This is a genomic window from Myroides albus (assembly GCF_024722315.1).
In the GTDB taxonomy this organism is placed as follows: domain Bacteria; phylum Bacteroidota; class Bacteroidia; order Flavobacteriales; family Flavobacteriaceae; genus Flavobacterium; species Flavobacterium album_A.
The window spans coordinates 2,357,793-2,379,030 of the sequence record NZ_CP102754.1 but is presented as its reverse complement, the minus strand read 5'-3'; the positions used below and the strand labels follow the sequence as shown (position 1 = coordinate 2,379,030).

Below are 21,238 nucleotides of genomic sequence, written 5' to 3'. Positions count from 1 at the left end.
AACCTCCCTTAAAGAGAGGTTATACCTTTATTACTCTGTATAAAACAAAATTAATTCTTCTATTGCATGCTGACAAACAGGGCAGAACTCAGGATACTGATTTGTCTTCATTCTACAATCAAGTGTCCCTTTGTAAATCTTGCGCCCTTCTAACCCTTCGTACACCCCTAAAGGGAATTTTTTATTGTCCTTTTCTAAAGTTGGAATTGGCGTTCCTTTCTTCAACATCTTTTTCCACTTGCTATCGAAATCAACTAATGTAGTAATATTCTGTTCCCAAGGTTCTGTCTGATTGGAAATCAAATCACTCAATACGTCATTTGGATAAAAATACTCATCGGCTAAACCCGCAAAACTATGACCAAACTCGTGTACTACTACAGGTTTAAAATCTTTGTGTCCCGTCGTTGTCAAAGTATATGAGTTGTAAATTCCACCTCCACCATATACATCTGTGTTAGCCAAAATAATAATGTGCTCATAGGGAATCCCCGCTAATACATCGTGTAACTTCTTAATTCTATTCGTCGTCAAATAACGCTCCGAATAAAAAGTATCAAAGTTAGACTCTATAGCCGTTTTCTTCCAGTCTCCTTCTCGTGGAACACTTACCCCTGAATCCTTTGAAACACTCTGAACTGCAATGAAATTGAAGTTATCTGCAAACTTATCAAATGGTTTGTGGGCAACTAATTGCTCAATAGAAACCTTCACAGCATCCATAAACTTGCCCATTTCTTCTTCTTTAAACCCTTCTGCTACAAAGGCAACATTAATCGCTTTTGAATTATCCTTGGCTCTGTGTACATATTCATGTTTAGTCACATCCTTAGCTCCCTTTGCATGGATTAATATATCTGTAGGATCCACCTGGTGCACTAACTTGTCTTTTTCCTTGCCATCTGCATCGAACAACACCAACTCAATGCGCACATTACTTTTTGGATACGGAACTAAAAACACATTCTCGAAGCTCTTAGTAGTCTTCTGTGCCTCCTCTGTAGATAACCACTCTTGGAATAGTGTACTAAAACTGTTCGTATAGATCAACGTATTGGTCTTTTCATCATATACGCGTACTTGTCCATTTCCCTTTAAGGCATTCTCTCCTAAATTATGTGTACGCCCAGCCCATGAAGGCAAAGAAATTAACTCATCTAATAAAATAAATTGCCTTTCGCTATTTCCTCCAAATACATAATCTAAACGCAGTGTCTTATCTTCAAAATACTGATTAAAATCTTGTGCATATCCAAGTGAGCCAACAAACAAGCCCAATAACACGAATAATTTCTTCATTCTTATATAATTATAGTTAGGTTAATTAGTTAATCACTGTGATTGTATGTTATCACAGTTTGGGTAAAAATAAACATTATTGTTTTAAAAAATCACATACATGACCCGTCCTGAAAAAACTGTACAGTTTTAAATACCAATAAGAGATAGAAGAATTACTATACCAACAAAAAAGAACAACAAGTACCTGTATAGTTATAATAGGATTATAAAACCAAATGTACAGTTAAAAGTAGGATTATAAACAATAGCTGTACAGCTATATTAGGACGAGACAAACTATATTAGAACAATATAGGAAGTGGTCGCATGGTGGTCGCATAGTGATGCCATAGTGGTCGCATACTTTTGTGCTAAAAAGATGCGACCACTATCCTATCAACTTTCTATCACTATGCTATCGACACCTAACTACTTATAACGAAAACAAAGAAATAGTACAGTTCTAATCCACCTACTATCAAACAATTAATGGTAAATCATTTTCCTTTTTTTCACTACCTTTAAGTCAAAAAATATGAAAACAGGACATTTTATCTGGCTTACACTTCTCTTTATTTTCTCTTACATACCTTCTAATGCCCAAATAAACACCTTCTATGATGAGCATTACCAGACGAGAATAGCAGAATACACCTTTAAAAATGAAAAAGATATTGATCGTTATTTTGATGAGCTTGTAGGAGATAGCTATATGGCAGGTTACACTAAAACGTATACTCGAATCACTAAATCTAAAAAGGACCTACTCTATATATTAGCTTATGGAGAACAAGATTGTTTTTTCTTATTTTACTACGACAAGTATGAAGAAAACTATACCCTTGTGACAACGAGTTACTTTAACAATTTTTATCTATCTCCTCGTTTCCATACGATTACTTATACAGAAACAAGCTGTTGTGGTGAAAGCCCATTAATGGGAAATGTAGTTCTTGAGTTAAATGAAGAAGGCGCAACGGTCAAAGAAAATTACGCAATAGCAAACCTTGACATTCCTGAATCAGACATCCAATATAGCGAGTTAATACAGAACAAGTCATGGGGAATAGTTCAGAACGAAGCATACAACCTTCGCATTTATCCTTCTGTAGAAAATAAATATCCAGATAGCGATGATTTCTACAATTACTTCTCAGACAACCTTTTCGGAAAGTTAAAGAAAAATTCAAACATTAAGATCTTAGGTGAACGCTATAGTGAAGAACGCAAATGGTATTATGTAGAAGTCGAATCTCAACAACTATCAACAAACTATACTCTACATGCTATTCACAATGAGTCACAAAATATCAGAGGCTGGGTATCGTCTAATTTTATTACAGTGCTATAAAAGTTTTGCACCCCTACCTTATTTCTAATTTTATAATAACATAAACAACCTACTCGTGATTTTGAAGTATATTTGCTCTTTGTAAAAAACAATAGATTTATTTTGAGATATTTTTTAGAATTTTCTTACAACGGAACACATTATCACGGCTGGCAATTACAACCTAACGCGAAAACAGTACAAGAAACACTCACAAGAGCTATTTCTACACTTTTGCGTACACCTATAGAATTAATAGGTGCAGGTCGCACAGATGCTGGAGTTCACGCTAAGCAAATGTTTGCTCATTTTGACTATGAAGCAGACTTTGACAAAAATTCTTTGATTCAAAAAATGAATTCATTTTTACCAGAGGACATAGTCGTTTATAATATTCACCCTGTCGATGATCAGGCACATGCGCGTTTTGACGCTACTGCTCGCACATACGAATATCATATACATTTATATAAAGATGCCTTTTGCAACAGTCAAAGTTTTTACCACTTCAAGCCATTGAATGTTGATCTAATGAACGAAGCGGCTAAAGTTTTGTTTGAGTATGAAGACTTTGAGTGTTTTTCAAAAACACATACAGATGTATTCACTTTTAATTGTACTATCTACCAAGCTGAATGGAAACTCATCGATCACAATAGATTAGTTTTTACCATCTCGGCAAATCGCTTTTTGCGCAATATGGTTAGAGCTATTGTCGGTACTATGGTCAATGTAGGTCTAGAGAAAATAACTGTGAATGACGTACGCAAAATCATTGAAAGTAAAGATAGAGGTCAAGCGGGATTCTCTGTCCCTGGTAAAGGATTATTTTTAACAAAAGTAAGTTATCCTTATCTATGAAACGACTGAAATCACTATCACTAAAAAAAATATTAAGCTACGCAAAACCTTATCAAAGACGTTTTAACTGGGTAATCGTGTTTGCGATTACGCTATCAATCTTTGCTGCTGTTCGTCCATATATGGTAAAGCAAACAGTAGATAGCTATGTGCAAACAAGAGATCAAGAAGGACTCTTAATGTACGTTTTGCTTATGGCAGTTGTCCTTATAGGCGAAGTATTGTCTCAATTTTACTTCTCTTATTGGGCAAGTTGGTTAGGACAAGATATTGTCAAAGATATTCGCGAAAAACTCTTTGACAAGATTGTTAGTTTTCGCATGCGCTATTTTGACAATGAACCAGTAGGAAAACTCGTTACCAGATCTGTATCTGATATTGAATCGATCGCGAGTATTTTTAGTCAAGGACTTTTTATGATTGTCAGTGACGTTCTAAAAATGTTTGTCGTTTTGGCTTTTATGTTTTACATGAACTGGAAACTGAGTCTAATTGTTTTGGTTGCCATGCCTATCCTTGTCTATGCAACGCGAATATTTCAATTAAAGATGAAGTCTGCCTTTCAGGAAGTCCGAACGCAGATTTCAAACCTGAATACATTCGTACAAGAGCGATTAACAGGTATGAAAATCGTTCAATTGTTTACTCGTGAGCATATCGAATATGAAAAGTTCAAGAAAATAAATGAAAAGCACAACCAGGCTTGGCTAAAAAATATACTTTACAACTCTATCTTTTTCCCTATCGCTGATATTGTTTCTTCACTGACCTTAGGTTTTGTGATTTGGTATGGAGGAATGTCAATTGTACAGGGAGACAACCTAACAACATTTGGAGATTTATTTGCCTACACAATGCTAATCACAATGTTGTTTAATCCATTGAGGCAAATTGCTGATAAATTTAACGTCATGCAAATGGGAATCATTGCGGCAGAAAGAGTATTCGATGTATTAGAAACGGATGAACAGATGAATGATTGTGGAACTAAAATAGCTCCTCAATTCAATGGAGAGATTGAGTTAAACAATATCCGCTTTAGCTATATACAAGAAGTCGAAGTATTAAAGGGAATCACCTTACACATCCCTCCAGGTAATACGGTAGCAATTGTAGGGTCATCTGGAGCAGGTAAATCGACAATTATCAATTTACTAAATCGATTTTATGATATTGACAGTGGAGAGATACGGATAGACAATACGGATATCAATGAATTTACGTTAGCTTCTCTACGCAGACAAATCGCTGTCGTGTTACAAGATGTATTTTTATTCAGTGATACTATCTTCAATAATATTACTTTGCACAATCCAGCTATTAGCAGAGAGCAAGTAGAAAATGCGGCTAAGCAAATAGGGATACACGATTTTATCATGAGTCTGCCAGGAGGATATGACTACAATGTAAAAGAAAGAGGAGTAATGCTCTCGTCTGGGCAACGACAATTAATTGCCTTTCTAAGAGCTTATGTAAGTAATCCAAGTATCTTGATATTAGATGAAGCTACTTCTTCGATTGACACTCATTCTGAAGAACTACTTCAAAAGGCAACCGAATATCTAACGCAAGATAGAACGTCTATAATCATTGCTCACCGCTTGGCAACAATTGTCAATGCAGATCAAATCATTGTGATGGACAAAGGACTCATCGTAGAGAAAGGTACACATCACGAACTCTTGCAAATTGAAAATGGATACTATAGAAATCTATATGAATCACAATTCAAAATGGCAGTAGAAGAATAGTATTTTAAAAAGAGTTTCTCTATCCAAAAGCTAAATAGTAGAACCTTAAGTTCTAAAGTTTTAAATAAAAGTCACAAAAATAACTTAGCTAAAAAAGCTAACTTAAAAACCCTTGTTTTTTTCACATTTTGTCAAAAAAAACAAGGGTTTTATTTATATATTACAACAATCCAATAGATAGTAGCTGCTACACTTACAATTCATTAATTGTCCACTATTCAACTTTTCAATGGGAAAGTTTTAAGTACAAAAATAAATCTGTATTTTCGTAGCATTAAATATAGAAATATATACATATGAAATTCGATATTATTGTTTTAGGAAGTGGCCCTGGAGGTTACGTGACTGCAATCAGAGCTTCTCAGTTAGGCTTTAAAGTTGCGGTAGTAGAGAAAGAAAACTTAGGTGGAATCTGCTTAAACTGGGGGTGTATTCCTACAAAAGCACTATTAAAATCTGCTCAAGTATTTGAATACCTTAAACACGCATCTGATTATGGATTGACAATCAATGGTGAGGTAGACAAGGATTTCAATGCAGTAATAGCACGTTCACGTAGCGTTGCAGATGGAATGAGCAAAGGTGTTCAATTCCTAATGAAAAAGAATAAAATCGAAATCATCGATGGTTTTGGAAAAGTAAAACCAGGAAAGAAAGTAGAAGTTACAGATAAAGATGGTAAGGTAAGTGAGATCTCTGCAGATCACATCATCATCGCAACTGGAGCACGTTCAAGAGAATTGCCAAACTTGCCACAAGATGGTAAAAAAGTAATCGGATACCGTCAAGCATTAACTTTACCTCAACAACCTAAGAAAATGATTGTTGTTGGTTCGGGAGCTATCGGAGTAGAGTTTGCTTATTTCTACAACTCAATGGGAACTGATGTTACTATTGTTGAGTTTATGCCAAATATCGTTCCTGTAGAAGATGAGGATATCTCAAAACAATTCGAGCGCTCATTGAAAAAAGCAGGAATCAAAATCATGACAAATGCTTCTGTTGAAAAAGTAGATACAACTGGTGAAGGAGTAAAAGCTACCGTTAAGACATCTAAAGGAGAAGAAATTTTGGAAGCTGATATCGTATTGTCTGCAGTAGGTATCAAAACAAACATTGAAAATATTGGATTAGAAGATGTAGGAATCGCTACAGATAGAGATAAAATCTTAGTAAACGAATACTACCAAACAAATATCCCTGGATACTATGCTATTGGAGATGTTGTACCTGGACAAGCTTTAGCACACGTTGCTTCTGCTGAAGGTATCTTATGTGTAGAAAAAATTGCTGGACACCATGTTGAGCCATTAGATTATGGTAATATTCCTGGATGTACTTACGCTACTCCAGAAATTGCTTCTGTTGGTATGACAGAGAAAAAAGCAAAAGAAGCTGGATATGAAATCAAAGTAGGAAAATTCCCATTCTCAGCATCTGGTAAAGCAAAAGCTGCAGGTACTCCTGATGGATTTGTAAAAGTTATCTTTGATGCTAAATATGGAGAGTGGTTAGGATGTCACATGATTGGAGCTGGAGTAACTGATATGATCGCTGAAGCAGTAGTTGCACGTAAATTAGAAACTACTGGATACGAAATCTTAAAAGCAGTACACCCACACCCTACAATGAGTGAGGCTGTAATGGAAGCTGTTGCTGATGCTTACGGAGAAGTAATCCACTTATAAGAATCAAAATCAATTAAAATACAAACGGGCTACCTTAAAGTAGCCCGTTTTTTTATCTTCCTTAATTTCCCCTATACTCATTGTTCTGAATTTCTTCGCCCTAAACCTATCCTAAGGAACATAAGAAATCTAACTATCAAATATTTGTACACTTCGCTCAGATTTTGAAAATAAGTATTACCTTGATAAAAAAAATGAAAAACGGATTACACACAATCGAATATTACCCAAATGGGAATATCAAGATAGAAGGATACTTTGTCAATGATATATTACATGGAGAGCACAAAGAATATCATGAAAATGGTATGTTATTCCAATTGTACAACTACGAAGAAGGGCGCAAAGAAGGAGTTTACACAAATTATTACGATACAGGGGAATTAGAAATGAAAGGGGTTTATAGCAATAATCAATTAGTAGGCCCTCATACTATGTATTACCCAAATGGTCAAATAGAATGTCAAGGCTTCTATAAAAATGACCAACCACACGGCAAATGTACAGAGTACTTTCAAAATGGAAATATACAGATTGTCATCAATCAAATCGAAGGACGCTTACATGGTCAACAACTCGCCTATTACAAAAACGGTGTATTAGCAAGAGAACAGTATTTCGAAAATGGAGTACTGCATGGACCAATAAAGATATTTAATCCAAAAGGGATATTAATAATGGAAATGACTGTACAAAATGGAAAAAACAGAGGTCCTTTTAAAAAGTATTATGACAATGGTAGCCTAATGTTTTCATGTACTCAAGTCAATGATTTCTATAGAAAAGACATCAAAGTATTTAAAAAAAATAAACAAATAGACAATGCTATCTCGACAAAACTATCCTATATGTTTGGTTCAGAACCTATCAGCTTAATCCCTTATATGGACTATGATTAGCAAAGCCCAGTCAGGGCTTAAATAAGATAGCTACAACTATCTTATCAATCTGCTTGCCTTGCTTGTAGTGGGAGACACTAATCACCTTTTCATCTTCCCCATACAGCCTTACCATGCCATCCAACTGACCATCAACAAAGGTAAACTCACTTAGTAGTTTACCATCCTTATATATTTTTGTAACGCCATTCTTTAGGTTATTTCTATACATAATACTCGTAAATAGCTCTCCTTTATCATTGTAATACTTTAACTCTCCTTCCAGTTGACCCTGAACATAGTTTCCTTCACAAACAAGTATTCCTTTATCTGAATAAGCCTCAACCTTACCATGATTTACACCGTCGTGTTGTTCTTGAATTTCTTGTAGCTCGCCATGCTCATAAAAGGTTTTCTTTACATTCAAATTACTTCCTTCTATGCCAACAATAACCTCTTTTACCTCTCCCGTAGAATAATATGACAGAATCTCTTTACTGTCGATGTTAGCACCATACTTTTCCTTTAAAGTTTGACCTTGAACGTTTCCTATCAGGTAAAAGAAAAAGATCATTAGATAGATTATTCTCATTACTACAATTGACTAAATTTTACTACTATATCTAAAAATGCGAAGTCACAAAGGTACAAATCACTGTCCTTTAATCCAATATTGAACGGGATAGATTATCATCTTTATTAATTACAAGACAGTACATATCAATTTGTTAGAAAACAAACCAAATTTAGATAGCGTCAGACTTCAAACAGTAAAAATATCAGCACTATACCTTCTAGTGCCTTTGAACATACTATTTTATTTAGTACATTTAGTGAATGTTAACCAAAAAAATATTGAGAATATGGGTCGGACAAACCTAAATTTATTAAAGACCATGGCGTTTTTTGTGCTGGTCGTCGGCGTGATATTGTTTGTAAAGAATGTTGATTCAGTCATCTTTAAAGACGAATTAAATATTCTAAGTTCAACGATATCACTTTTGTTAATCACATTAGGCTTTATAGGTAACAAAAAAGCCAAATCGTATAAAAAGGTAAGTATATAAATAAAAAAGAAAGCGAACCTATTTTATACTTCAATAGGTTCGCTTTACATATTCAATCTTGCACACTGCTAAACTCTTTCCTTATCGTTATTCTACTCCAAGGTAATTAGCAGGTGAAATTTGTTTTAATTCTTCTTTAATCATTTCTGACACAGCAAGTGTATCTATAAATGAGTGAATAGACTCTTTGTTAATCACTGTATTGGTACGAGTCAAATCTTTCAAAGCTTCATAAGGATTAGGATAACCTTCTCTTCTCAATATCGTTTGAATTGCCTCTGCCACTACTGCCCAATTGTTTTCTAAATCTTGCGCAAACTTTGTTTCGTTAAGCAATAATTTGTTCAATCCTTTTAATGTAGATTCAAATGCAATAAGCGTATGCCCAAGAGGTACTCCAATGTTGCGCAAAACAGTACTGTCAGTTAAATCACGTTGTAGACGTGATATCGGTAACTTAGCCGCTAAGTGTTCAAAGATTGCATTGGCAATCCCCAAGTTTCCTTCAGAGTTTTCAAAATCAATAGGGTTCACTTTATGAGGCATTGCAGAAGAACCAATCTCCCCTGCTTTAATCTTTTGTTTAAAGTAATCCATAGAGACATAAGTCCATATATCCCTATCTAAGTCAATTAGAATATTATTGATGCGCTTTAATCCGTCAAAGAAAGCAGCAAAATGGTCATAATGCTCGATTTGTGTTGTTGGAAAAGAATGTTTTAGCCCTAATGTTAGCTCCACAAAATCAGTTCCGAACTGTTTCCAATTATGCGTAGGATATGCAACGTGATGCGCGTTAAAATTTCCTGTGGCACCACCAAACTTAGCAGCAAATGGGACATTTTGGATTAGTCTAAGTTGCTCTTCCAAACGCTCAACAAAAACAAATATTTCCTTTCCTAAACGCGTTGGAGAAGCAGGTTGTCCATGCGTACGAGCCAACATTGGAACATCTTTCCACTCTTTTGCTAACTCTTTTAACTTGTTTACCACCTTAATAAATAAAGGCATATATACATCGTGGAAAGCCTCTTTGGTCAATAAGGGAATAGACGTATTATTAATGTCTTGTGAAGTCAATCCAAAATGAATAAACTCTTTATATTGCTCTAAACCTAAACGATCAAATGCGTCCTTAATAAAATACTCAACAGCCTTGACATCGTGATTAGTTATACTCTCTTTATCTTTAATCCACTGTGCGTTTTCAGTAGTAAAGTTTTGATAGAGTTTGCGCAATTCAGGAAATAAATCTGCTGATACATTTTTCAACTGCGGAATACCGTGTTCGCATAAAGCAATAAAATACTCTACTTCGATTAATACGCGGTACTTAATTAAAGCCTCTTCTGAAAAGTAAGCAGCAAGGCTTTCTGTTTTGCTACGATAACGCCCGTCAATAGGCGATATAGCATTTAATGGTGTAAGCATAATTTTAGAAAGTGTTGTTAAGCAACAAAGATAGGACAATACCAAAAAAAGTAAAACAAAAAAACACAGTTCTAATCATCTTTTAATGTAAGAAGCCAAATGTTTCCCAGCTCTATCTTTGTAGCAAAATAGTTTATAATGAATATTTTAAAACAAAATAAGACAGCCTAAGCTGTCTTATATCTATTTTGACCATTCTTTAATCGCATCTTTATTAATCTTGATATAATCAAGGTTATTCGCTTTTTCCGCTAACTCTAATGCCCATTTGGCAGTTTCTACAGCAGCTAACTTATCACCTAACTTAGCTTGAATTTGCGATTTTAGGCGAACAAAGTAATAAGGTATTTGCTCTCCTGACTTTTCAATTGCCTTATTGATCCAATCTAAAGCCTTGTTGTAATCTTTATTGGTTAAATAATAATACTCCGAAGCAGCGTAATAATCAACAATCTTAGGCCCTGCAAATGTCTCGTCTATCGTTTCCATCGCTAACTGATCCGTTGGTACTTTGAAGCGAACAGGAACTACTGTTTTCTCCCACATAATCTCAAGATCTGCATAGTCTATATTTACGTTGTTAATTGCCAAGGTAAATGTCTCGTAATTTCTATTGGAATTAATCACTTTCACCTTTGTTGTCAAAGCAACTTTTGAATCATCCCACTTCTCAGGTAATCCCCAGTTATTTGTATCACTGTAAAATATTACTTCCCATTCTTCAACTTTCGGAACAGTGAAAATGGCATAAGAACCTTTTTTAAGTGTTTTCCCATCAATCACGACATCATTGCCAAAAGTAATGACAGAATTCATGTTTGCTCCTGTTCTCCAACGACGACCATAAGGAACTAAATCACCGTAAATTAAACGACCTCGCATATTAGGCCTTGAATAATCTATTTTCACATCGGTTAATCCAACCACTTGATGAATCTCTGATTTAGTACTGGTAGGTGGAGTGTGTACTTGTGCATATGAAGTACCTAAAGTAAACATAGCAAAAGCTGTAATAATTAAACTCTTCTTCATTAAAATAGCGTTTTAAAGTATTTTTATTAATTGAATTTCTATCATTAGTAATGTGAGTACTATAGAAACCAAAAAGTAGCCTATTAATTGTAGTATTATACCATATAACACTAATTATGAGCCTTTCAAAGATATTAACTTATATCTTAAAATTTTCTCAAAACACAAGCAAATGAAAAGAAAAAACAAAAAATAAAGCCCTTGAAAATCAAATCTCAAGGGCTTTCTCATATCGTTAAATAATCCAAAGATTACTTGTGTTTACTAATTCCTGTTTTTAACCATGTCTTATATTCTTCTACATCTGGCATATATCCAACAGCATCACTTAAACGCGATTCATCTGTATCAAGTATGATATAATACGGTTGTGCATTAGCGTGATAATGTTTCATTTGGAAATCACTCCATTTATTTCCAATCGTCTTTACTTTCTTACCACTTGTATCTGATATATATTGCTCGCTCTCTGGCAATTTTTTAGGGTCATCAACATACAATGAAATTAAGACAACTTCATTCTTTAGGATAGATAATACAGCTGGATCTGACCATACGTAATCTTCCATCTTACGACAGTTAACACATGCAAATCCAGTAAAATCTAATAAAACAGGTTTGTTTATAGATTTAGCATACGCCAATCCTTTTTCATAATCTGTAAAAGCAACAATGTCATGAGCTCCTAATTTAGCCCCATCAGGTAGTTCTCCCAAAGTAGCTCCTGAATTAGAACCACCTTTTCCTCCGCCAACACCATAAGGACTTTCAGCGTAAGTTAATGGAGGTGGGAATCCTGATATAATTTTCAATGGAGCTCCCCATAATCCTGGAACCATATAAATAGTAAATATAGAAACCAATAAAGCCATAAATAATCTACCTACTGATATATTGTCTGAAGGTGAATCATGTGGCAATTTAATTTTACCAAATAGATATAATGCCCAAGCACCAAATATGGCTATCCATATTGCTAAAAACACTTCTCTTTCTAAATAATGTGCTTGCAATACAAGATCTGCATTTGACAAGAACTTAAATGCTAAAGCCAACTCTAAGAATCCCAATGAAACCTTCACTGTGTTTAACCATCCACCCGATTTAGGCATTGAGTTTAACCAACCTGGGAACATAGCAAAAAGCATAAATGGCAATGCTAGTGCTAAAGAGAACCCAAGCATACCTATAACAGGTGCTAAACCTCCTTTAGAAGCCGCTTCTACTAATAGTGTTCCTACAATAGGCCCTGTACATGAAAACGAAACAATAGCCAAAGCTAATGCCATAAATACTATACCTATTAATCCTCCTCTATCTGCTTGCGAATCAACTTTATTTGCCCATGAATTAGGTAACATAATTTCAAATGCCCCTAAGAAAGAAGTAGCAAAAACAACTAATAGCAAGAAGAAGATGATATTAAAATAAACATTTGTCGAAAGCGCATTCAGAGAATCAGCTCCAAACAAAGCAGTAACAATAGTTCCTAAGATTACATAAATTAGGATAATTGATACTCCGTAAATGATAGCATTCTTGATTCCTTTGGCACGAGTTTTACTTTGTTTTGTAAAGAAACTAACCGTCATAGGAATCATAGGGAACACACAAGGTGTCAATAATGCTGCAAAACCAGAGAAAAACGATAAAATAAATATGGTAAATAATCCTCTATTCTCTTGTTTTTTATTGCTTTCTATAGCATCCTTAGAAGAAGAATCACCTGCTTTAATCTCAGAAGAAGCCTCTGCTTTATTACCAAGTTCAAACTCCTCGAAGTTAGCAACCTCTTTTGAAGCTAAGGTTTTTAGGTCATAGACGAACAAATTACTTTGTGAAATACACACTTCCTCACACACTTGATATTCCATTTCAACCTGAATATTCGAAGTTTCAGGATTCGTCAATGTAATCTTTTGAACTAAGGTAATTGGACCTACAAAATAGGTTTCATCTACTTCAAATATATCGTTGTATTCCTTTACAGTTTCACTTTCTGTAGTTGGTCCATTTAGAACATAGTTCCCCTCCAAGTTATTATAGGTAAAAGCCAAAGGTAGAGCTCCACCTTCTGATGTAAACTGAGAGTATAAATGCCAGCCCTCATCCACAACACCATTCCATGTGATTGTGTACTCTGTGTCTGACTCCTTCTCTATCTTTGTCGTCCATACGGCAGGATTCTTCATCATCTGCGCCTGTACAGTAATTGTCGACACTAATAGAAGTAGCAAATAAGCTAATTTTCTCATACTGTTATCTGTATTTTAATAATGTTTGTAGTTGTACTTTTTATCTTAAATCGTTCATCCATTCGACTACCAATAATCCATACAATTTCATTTTCTGAACACAAAAGCCAAGTATTTTCTTTCTCAAACTGATTAAACTTCTCGTCTTTAAAATACTTACTTACCTTCTTAGTTCCTTTCATTCCAAAAGGGATAAACCTATCACCCTCAACAAATTTTCTAATTACCAATGGAAATTTTAGCATAGCCTCATCTACTAAAATCGTATTTGAATCGACGACTAAATCACCTCCATTATATGGCAAAGTTTTAATTTGTATTGGATACTTCAATTCTTCTCCTTTTTCTAAATAATATATTTGTTCTTTATTCTTCTCTAATTCTGTTCTTTTTTGCAACACAAAAACACTTCTATCCTTCAACAGGATATACTCTTTTGCATAAATCACTTTACCACTTTTAGCTTCTAAAAGATGGATAATATCCTTCCAAGCAGTAAAACCAAAAGGCTTAAGCATCTCGTATAAATAAGCTTTTGGCGAAGATAATTTCTTTATTTCATCTATTAAAAAAATAATACTACCATCTTCTTGGTATCGAGCAACTCTACTAAAAGCAAAATCTATTGCGTCTTTTGCTAATTGATTTGTATCACTCAAATTGCTAATTGTATCCAAAAAGCTATTTGAAAATTGTGGATTAATCTCCTTGAGAATTGGCACGACTAATTTTCGAAACTTATTTCTCAAATACTTCGTTTGCGCATTCGTATAATCTTCTCTCCATTGAATATTGTGCTCTAAGGCAAACTGATTGATCTCATCCCTTGTAAAAATCAATAGAGGTCGTACGATGTAGGCATTAACTTCAGGAATACCCAGCAAACCTTCAACGCCTGTCCCCCTCGAGAAATTAATTAAAAAAGTCTCTATGGAATCATCTAAATGATGCGCTGTCAACAAATAATCATACTTCCCTTCCACTACTAAAGACTCAAACCAATTATACCTCAATTCTCTTGCAGCAATTTGGATTGACACTTTATTGTTATTTGCATAGGTTTCTGTATCAAATTCCTTTACTAAAACATCTACACCTAAGCGCTTTGCTAAATGCTCAACAAACACCTGATCTTCAATGCTATCCTCTGCTCTTAGATGAAAATTACAGTGTGCCATCGTAAAGGGTATCTCGCACATCTTACATAAGTAACATAAAACGACACTGTCAATACCTCCACTTACAGCTATTAATAACTGTTTATTATTCAAGTAATCAAACCTCTCTTTAAAATGTTGTTTAAAATCCTCTAACATTTTTACTTTATTAATTTTTATATCCAAAATAAACAGGGTTTTCAATAAAAAATAATTACTAATATAAATACATTCTATTAAAAACCTAATATCTATTTTTTGCTTATAAGCGTAAATTTATAAAACACAAATAGAATACAAACAATTACTATCATATCTTTAACAAATAACAGAAAAAAACATAAAAAAAAGCTGTATCTTTTCTGATACAGCTTTTGTTTTTTTACTATTCTAAGTCGTGAATTGAATTATGAGCGTAATTTCTCCACTTTTCAATACACTGTTGCATATCTTGAGGTACCTCCGAATCAAATCTCATAAATTCTTTTGTCACTGGGTGTTCAAATCCCAATGTCTTAGCATGAAGAGCTTGACGAGGTAAAATTTGAAAGCAATTCTCTACAAACTGCTTATATTTAGTAAAGGTAGTCCCCTTTAATATTAAATGTCCTCCATAGCGTTCATCATTAAATAAAGTATGACCAATGTGCTTCATGTGTACTCTAATCTGATGAGTACGACCTGTTTCCAATTTACAAGCTACTAAAGTAACATACCCTAATCTCTCAAGTACTTTGTAATGAGTTACTGCCCATTTACCTTTTTCTTCATCATCGAAAGCAGCCATTTGCATGCGGTCTTTTACATGACGGCCGATATAACTTTCAATAGTACCTTCCTCCTGCTCCACATTTCCCCAAACAATAGCTACATATTCTCTTTCTGTTGTCTTTTCAGCAAATTGCCTTTGTAAATCAGCCATTGCCCATTCTGTTTTAGCAATTACCAATAATCCACTTGTATCCTTATCAATACGGTGTACTAAACCAGGTCTTTCACTACTATTTAATGGAAGATTTTCAAAGTGATAAGCCAAAGCATTAACTAAAGTTCCCGTGTAATTCCCATGACCAGGGTGTACTACTAAACCAGGTTCTTTGTTGATTACTAAAACTGTATCATCTTCGTATACAATATTTAAAGGGATGTTCTCAGGAATAATAATATTTTCAAAAGGCGGTTGCTTCATCAAAACTCGCACTACATCATTAGCCTTAACCTTATAATTAGATTTTACAGGTTCATCATTGACAAAGATATTTCCATTAGCTGCAGCTTGCTGAATTTTATTTCGAGTCGCATTCTCAACTAAGTTCATTAAAAACTTATCAACACGCAAAGGAGCTTGTCCTTTTCCTGCTTCAAATCTATAATGTTCAAATAACTCTTCATCAAAGTCTTCAAACATATCTGCGTTATTTTCTTGCATTTAATATTATCTATAATTCTCTTAATTATTCAATCTCAGGTGCAACATCTAATTCTTCTTCTGATAAAGTAGCACGTCCGTCACCTAAAACAAAGTCTATCACTGAATTCTTTTTAATTCTATCACCTTGTTTCAACTCTTTGCCATTTTGCAAAACTTGTAACACAACATCTTTACCGATATAAGTACGGTAAGACTTTTTCCCCTCTTTTAATCCCAAAGAAACAATTGTAGTCAATGCTTGACGATAAGTCAACTCACTAAGATTTGGCACAATTACATCTTTATAAGTAGCAGCATTAATTTTTACATAAATCTTTCTATTTTCCTTTACAAAGCTATTCGCCTTCGGATCTTGTTCTACTATAGACAAAGGAGGAACATTCTTATCAAAGTCAAGAGTATCAAGCACTACCATTTGTAGTTTACTTTCTTCTAATACCTTAATCGCTTGCTCACTCGTCAATTTACCAATATTCGGTACTGCTATTTTCTGATCGTGATTAGTTGTCTTTCCAAGCCATTGTAGAGCCAAATAAGCTCCAATTACTACAAGTAAAACGGCTACAATAACTGATACCCAAAATGCCTTACTAGTAAAAAACTTTAATAATTTCATAACTATTGATTTTAGGCAAAGATATAAAATCGAAAACATTTTTTGTTTCTATGTTTTATTATAAATTTGTTTGAATCCATAGGTAAGAAAAATAAATTAACACCTAACATTAAAATCATTAAGTATGAAGCATGTAGCTATTGTTATGGGAGGTTACTCAAGTGAATGGGAAATCTCTTTGGCAAGTGGTCAAGTAGTATATGAAAGCTTAGATCGAACTAAATATATCCCTTATAAAATACATATTCTAAAAGACAAATGGGTGTATGTAGATGAAAACAAACAAGAATACCCTATCGATAAAAATGATTTCTCTACAAACTGCCAAGGTAAAAAGATAACATTTGATGTTGTATTCAATGCAATCCACGGAACGCCTGGAGAGGATGGTTTACTTCAAGCATACTTTAACTTAATTCACTTACCTCATACTTCTTGTGATTTCTACCAAGCAGCCTTAACAATGAACAAAAGAGATATGTTATCTGTTCTAAAACCTTTTGGCATAAAAACAGCTATTTCTTACTATTTGAATTTAGGTGATAAAATTGATACTGAAACAATAATCCAAAGAGTTGGTTTACCTTGCTTTGTTAAACCTAATCGATCAGGATCAAGTTTCGGTATATCTAAAGTTAGAACATCTGAAGAACTTTTAAAGGCAATTGATATCGCCTATAAAGAAGATAACGAGATTATCATTGAGAGTTTCTTAAATGGTACTGAAGTTTCTGTTGGTGTGATCAAATACAAAGGAGAAGTAACTGTCCTTCCAATAACCGAGATTGTTTCAGAAAATGACTTTTTTGATTATGAAGCAAAATACCTTGGTAAATCGCAAGAGATTACTCCTGCAAGAATTGACGAAGTTACACAGCGAAAAGTTGAAGATATTGCTTCTCGTATTTACAAGATACTAAATATGGATGGCTTCTCTCGTAGTGAGTTTATTATTGTAGATGGTGTTCCTTTTCTACTTGAGATGAATACAGTACCAGGCTTAACAAGAGAAAGTATTTTACCTAAACAAGCGAAAGAAGCTAATATATCATTAACTGACTTGTTTGATAATGCAATTGTTATAGCTTTACAAAACCACTTAAAATAATAAGAAATGAGAAGAGCTGTACTACCTGGATCATTTGATCCTATAACCAATGGTCATTGTGATATTATTAAAAGAGCTTTACCCTTATTTGATGAAATAATTGTTGCTATTGGTGTTAACTCTGATAAGAAATACATGTTTTCATTAGAAGAGAGAAAACATTTTATTGAAGAAACATTCAAAGATGAACCAAAAATAAAAGTTGCTACTTATGAAGGTCTTACTACTGACTTCTGCTTTAAAGTAGATGCGCAATTCATTCTTAGAGGATTGAGAAACCCTGCTGACTTTGAGTTTGAAAAAGCCATTGCACATACCAATCGATTCTTAACTAAGTTAGAAACCGTGTTTTTACTAACGGCAGCAAGCACCTCTTTCATTAGCTCAAGTATTGTGCGAGATGTAATACGAAACAAAGGAGACTATTCTAAATTAGTACCCTCTACTGTCAAGTTATAATTCATTAATAAAGAAATAAGAAAGCCCTTTGAATTCATTTTTATCAAAGGGCTTTTTATTTTTTGTTGTTGTAACACTAAGAGATTACTCCGTATTATCAAAGACCAAACATATATTGCGAAATAAAACTTAATCTTCTAAAACTCCTAACTCGTGAATTAACAACTTAATATTCTCATACGAATTATCCATAGCCTCGCGAATCTGTTCTTTATTTAACCAAGCAACTTGCTCTATCCCCTCCTCTATTTGACCAACTAATTCGCCTTCAAAAGAACTCTTCATTTCGTACCAGGTTGTAATTTTCAACTTATACTTGCCATTTCGCTTAAAAATGTGATAAGTTTTAGGAAGCTTTCTAATAATTTTCAATTGAGATACGCCAGTTTCTTCTTCCACCTCACGCATAGCAGTTTCTTCCATTTCTTCATTCTTTTCAACTCCTCCCTTAGGTAAATCCCATTTTCCTCCACGCAGAATAAACAGTATTTCACCTTTATCATTAAAAACGACTCCGCCTCCAGCTTTTTGTACTGGAATCTTCTCTTTAATCTTTTTCAAGATCTGTTTTTCATCCGGATGATATAAAAAAGCCTTATCGATTTTATTTTGAAAATATTTAATGATAATTTTGTCAATATCGACACTATCTAATAAGAACAGTTGAAAATCGGTTTCTTTCTCGATTTTATCTGTTAAGAACAATGGTTTGTCGTTTACAAAAACTTTATACATTTGTATTATGATTTTTAATAAAGAAACAGCACACAAAACTGCCGAGTCGCTTCTGCAAATTAACGCAATTAAATTAAATCCTAAAAATCCTTTTACTTGGGCTTCAGGATGGAAATCTCCAATTTATTGTGACAACCGTATTACATTGTCTTATCCTGAGATCAGAAAATTCTTGCAAAAAGAGTTTGCTGAGAATATCGTAGCTAAATATGGCAAACCAGATGTTATCGCTGGTGTTGCAACTGGTGCTATAGGTATTGGTCTTTTAGTAGCAGAAGCCTTAGAATTACCATTTGTATATGTTCGTCCTGAACCAAAAAAACACGGAAGACAAAATCAAATCGAAGGTCAATTAGAAGCCGGAAAAACAGTTGTAGTAATTGAAGACTTAATCAGCACAGGAAAAAGTAGTTTACAAGCTGTAGAAGCACTAAAGGAAAATGGTGCAAATATCTTGGGGATGGCTGCTATCTTTACGTATGAATTTCAAGTAGCAGAAGATAACTTTAAAAATGCAGGAATAGAACTAACAACATTAAGCAACTATTCTTCTTTATTAGAAAACGCAGTAAATCAAAAATATATTTCTGACGGTGATTTAGACACATTACAAGAGTGGAGAAAGAATCCTGCAGAATGGAATCAATAATAATATTCTAAAACTAGACTATATGAACTTAGAAAGCCCAAAAGTAAGCGTAGCTAAATCAGCTGAATATATCTTTAACGCATTAACGGACGTTAAAAATTTTGAAAAATTAATGCCTGAGTCTATAGCTAAATTTGAAGTTACGGGTGATGATTCTTTTATTTTCGCACTAAAAGGAATGCCTGAAATCAAATTAAAAAAGAAAGAACAAACGCCAAACTCTAAAGTAATCTTAGGAGCAGCAAGCGATAAACTTCCTTTTACATTAACGGGAAATATCACAGAAATAGATGCCAATAATTCTGAAATCCAACTTCAATTCGAAGGAAGTTTCAATCCAATGATGGCAATGATGGTAAAGGGTCCTATCGGAAAATTTATCGAAGCTTTAGCTGGAAACATGAATAAGCTATAATCTATTTTAGTATACCTATAAAAAAACCGAACAATATTGTTCGGTTTTTTTATAGGTATACTTTACTTCAATTCTACTGTATAGCCGAGTACACTCGGGTCCTTTATGATATCCCCCATCTTAATCTCTTTAGTAAAACTTTTACCGTCCTTGCTAATTTTAGCATCATCATAGGATACTGATTTAATCTTTTTGTCAAAGCTAACTACCATTACATAAGTGAACATTTGTTCCATCCCTTCCATCGTCGGTTTCTCCCCTTCCTTATTACTTGGCTTTACCTTTCTCTCAAATACATTATTTTTAAACTCGTAATAAGTTTTATCGCTTATAACAGAGTTTACACTTAAACTCTCTTTAGCTGCTTTATCATTTTTTCCTGTCAATTTACCTATCTGTTCTAATCCTTTCAAAGCATTATTCAACTCTGTTACGTCTTTTGAATCTATCTTAAAAGAAATATCTCCTATACTGTCGTTTACAGTAAACTGCATACGTAGATTCTCTAAATTCGCAAATATATCTGGATGAGCAGCCTTTAAACTATCTTTCTTAAATGCTGCGTTATCTTCCTTAGCTAAAATAATATCCAAATACTGATCTATTGTAAGCTCCTGTCCATTAAAAAAATCAATTGCATTATCAATATCTTTTCCCATGCTTTTACTCGCACCTGGAGAGACCTTCAAAAGCTCAGAAAAGTTTATATTAAAAGCATAGTCTACTTTTCCTTTTTTACTCACATGTATCTCCTCTTTCATTACACATGATTGAAACGTTGTTAGCAAAATGCCTAACAATAATAAAGAAATCTTTCTCATTTTTTTATTTTTTAGATACACAAATATAAGGCTTAGTTGCCCTTAAAATCAATTTTATCATTTATTTCCATTTTTAAATACACTTTGATCTTATCTCGACGCATTAAAATAAACTACACACAAATTGTTCTTTTTTAAATACTGTTTATTTTCCTTGCACAATTCAAATATTTTACTGAATATTTGCAACGAAATAAAGTTTAACCATTAAAAACGAAGAACAATGTTTGTACTAAATTATACTTCTACATCATTCGCATCAGCAGGGATTG

General features: G+C 33.8%; 19 protein-coding genes. 9 read left to right on the top strand and 10 right to left on the bottom strand.

Annotation, left to right across the window (positions count from 1 at the left end):
- Positions 1-30: 30 nt before the first annotated feature.
- Positions 31-1,299 (bottom strand): M64 family metallopeptidase, encoded by a 1,269-nt coding sequence (locus NWE55_RS10820; protein ID WP_155092162.1) that lies wholly within the window; start codon positions 1,297-1,299, stop codon positions 31-33.
- A gap of 517 nt (positions 1,300-1,816) precedes the next feature.
- Here NWE55_RS10820 and NWE55_RS10815 point away from each other — a divergent pair.
- From NWE55_RS10815 to NWE55_RS10795, 5 genes are all read left to right on the top strand, one after another.
- Complete coding sequence (locus NWE55_RS10815) at positions 1,817-2,632, top strand: hypothetical protein (protein WP_258204057.1); 816 nt, start codon at positions 1,817-1,819, stop codon at positions 2,630-2,632.
- 102 nt (positions 2,633-2,734) lie between these two features.
- Positions 2,735-3,472 carry a tRNA pseudouridine(38-40) synthase TruA gene (gene truA / locus NWE55_RS10810; RefSeq protein ID WP_160339041.1) on the top strand — a complete coding sequence of 246 codons (738 nt, stop codon included), beginning with the start codon at positions 2,735-2,737 and terminating at the stop codon, positions 3,470-3,472.
- On the top strand, positions 3,469-5,223 hold the full coding sequence (locus tag NWE55_RS10805; protein ID WP_258204056.1) for an ABC transporter ATP-binding protein: 1,755 nt from the start codon (positions 3,469-3,471) through the stop codon (positions 5,221-5,223). Before truA ends, NWE55_RS10805 begins: the two co-directional genes overlap by 4 nt.
- A gap of 296 nt (positions 5,224-5,519) precedes the next feature.
- Positions 5,520-6,911, top strand: a complete 1,392-nt coding sequence (gene lpdA / locus NWE55_RS10800; protein WP_155092158.1) for a dihydrolipoyl dehydrogenase — start codon at positions 5,520-5,522, stop codon at positions 6,909-6,911.
- A 194-nt stretch (positions 6,912-7,105) separates the two neighbouring features.
- Entirely contained in the window at positions 7,106-7,810 is a 705-nt protein-coding gene (locus NWE55_RS10795; RefSeq protein ID WP_160339039.1) for a toxin-antitoxin system YwqK family antitoxin, read from the top strand.
- A gap of 10 nt (positions 7,811-7,820) precedes the next feature.
- Here the strand turns inward: NWE55_RS10795 and NWE55_RS10790 are convergent, their stop codons facing one another.
- From NWE55_RS10790 to NWE55_RS10760, 7 genes are all read right to left on the bottom strand, one after another.
- A complete protein-coding gene (locus NWE55_RS10790; RefSeq protein ID WP_258204055.1) occupies positions 7,821-8,381 on the bottom strand; it encodes a toxin-antitoxin system YwqK family antitoxin in 561 nt (186 codons plus the stop codon).
- Between the two features lie 562 nt (positions 8,382-8,943).
- The gene (gene purB, locus NWE55_RS10785) at positions 8,944-10,287 is read right to left on the bottom strand and encodes an adenylosuccinate lyase (protein ID WP_155092155.1); all 1,344 of its coding nucleotides are present in this window, start codon (positions 10,285-10,287) and stop codon (positions 8,944-8,946) included.
- 183 nt (positions 10,288-10,470) lie between these two features.
- Positions 10,471-11,319, bottom strand: coding sequence for a DUF2911 domain-containing protein (locus NWE55_RS10780; RefSeq protein ID WP_155092154.1), 849 nt, complete (start codon positions 11,317-11,319; stop codon positions 10,471-10,473).
- Positions 11,320-11,570: 251 nt separating this feature from the next.
- Positions 11,571-13,574: a protein-disulfide reductase DsbD family protein gene (locus NWE55_RS10775; RefSeq protein ID WP_155092153.1), complete on the bottom strand. Its 2,004-nt coding sequence runs from the start codon at positions 13,572-13,574 to the stop codon at positions 11,571-11,573.
- Positions 13,571-14,917: a tRNA lysidine(34) synthetase TilS gene (gene tilS, locus NWE55_RS10770; RefSeq protein WP_230381515.1), complete on the bottom strand. Its 1,347-nt coding sequence runs from the start codon at positions 14,915-14,917 to the stop codon at positions 13,571-13,573. The genes NWE55_RS10775 and tilS overlap by 4 nt, the downstream gene beginning before the upstream one ends.
- 199 nt (positions 14,918-15,116) lie before the next feature.
- Positions 15,117-16,160: an RluA family pseudouridine synthase gene (locus tag NWE55_RS10765; RefSeq protein WP_155092152.1), complete on the bottom strand. Its 1,044-nt coding sequence runs from the start codon at positions 16,158-16,160 to the stop codon at positions 15,117-15,119.
- A gap of 25 nt (positions 16,161-16,185) precedes the next feature.
- On the bottom strand, positions 16,186-16,779 hold the full coding sequence (locus NWE55_RS10760; protein ID WP_155092151.1) for a PASTA domain-containing protein: 594 nt from the start codon (positions 16,777-16,779) through the stop codon (positions 16,186-16,188).
- A 124-nt stretch (positions 16,780-16,903) separates the two neighbouring features.
- Here NWE55_RS10760 and NWE55_RS10755 point away from each other — a divergent pair, with 124 nt between their 5' ends.
- Together NWE55_RS10755 and coaD are read left to right on the top strand one after the other, a co-directional pair.
- Positions 16,904-17,887, top strand: a complete 984-nt coding sequence (locus NWE55_RS10755) for a D-alanine--D-alanine ligase (protein WP_155092150.1) — start codon at positions 16,904-16,906, stop codon at positions 17,885-17,887.
- Positions 17,888-17,893: 6 nt separating this feature from the next.
- Positions 17,894-18,346 carry a pantetheine-phosphate adenylyltransferase gene (coaD, locus tag NWE55_RS10750; protein WP_155092149.1) on the top strand — a complete coding sequence of 151 codons (453 nt, stop codon included), beginning with the start codon at positions 17,894-17,896 and terminating at the stop codon, positions 18,344-18,346.
- Positions 18,347-18,475: 129 nt separating this feature from the next.
- Here coaD and NWE55_RS10745 read toward each other — a convergent pair whose 3' ends face one another.
- On the bottom strand, positions 18,476-19,081 hold the full coding sequence (locus NWE55_RS10745; protein WP_155092148.1) for an NUDIX hydrolase: 606 nt from the start codon (positions 19,079-19,081) through the stop codon (positions 18,476-18,478).
- 7 nt (positions 19,082-19,088) lie between these two features.
- Between NWE55_RS10745 and pyrE the strand changes: the two genes are divergently transcribed.
- Both pyrE and NWE55_RS10735 read left to right on the top strand, forming a co-directional pair.
- Positions 19,089-19,730, top strand: a complete 642-nt coding sequence (gene pyrE, locus NWE55_RS10740) for an orotate phosphoribosyltransferase (RefSeq protein ID WP_155092147.1) — start codon at positions 19,089-19,091, stop codon at positions 19,728-19,730.
- 22 nt (positions 19,731-19,752) lie between these two features.
- The gene (locus NWE55_RS10735) at positions 19,753-20,145 is read left to right on the top strand and encodes an SRPBCC family protein (protein WP_155092146.1); all 393 of its coding nucleotides are present in this window, start codon (positions 19,753-19,755) and stop codon (positions 20,143-20,145) included.
- 62 nt (positions 20,146-20,207) lie between these two features.
- Here the strand turns inward: NWE55_RS10735 and NWE55_RS10730 are convergent, their stop codons facing one another.
- Positions 20,208-20,966, bottom strand: coding sequence for a hypothetical protein (locus tag NWE55_RS10730; RefSeq protein WP_155092145.1), 759 nt, complete (start codon positions 20,964-20,966; stop codon positions 20,208-20,210).
- Positions 20,967-21,238 lie beyond the last annotated feature (272 nt).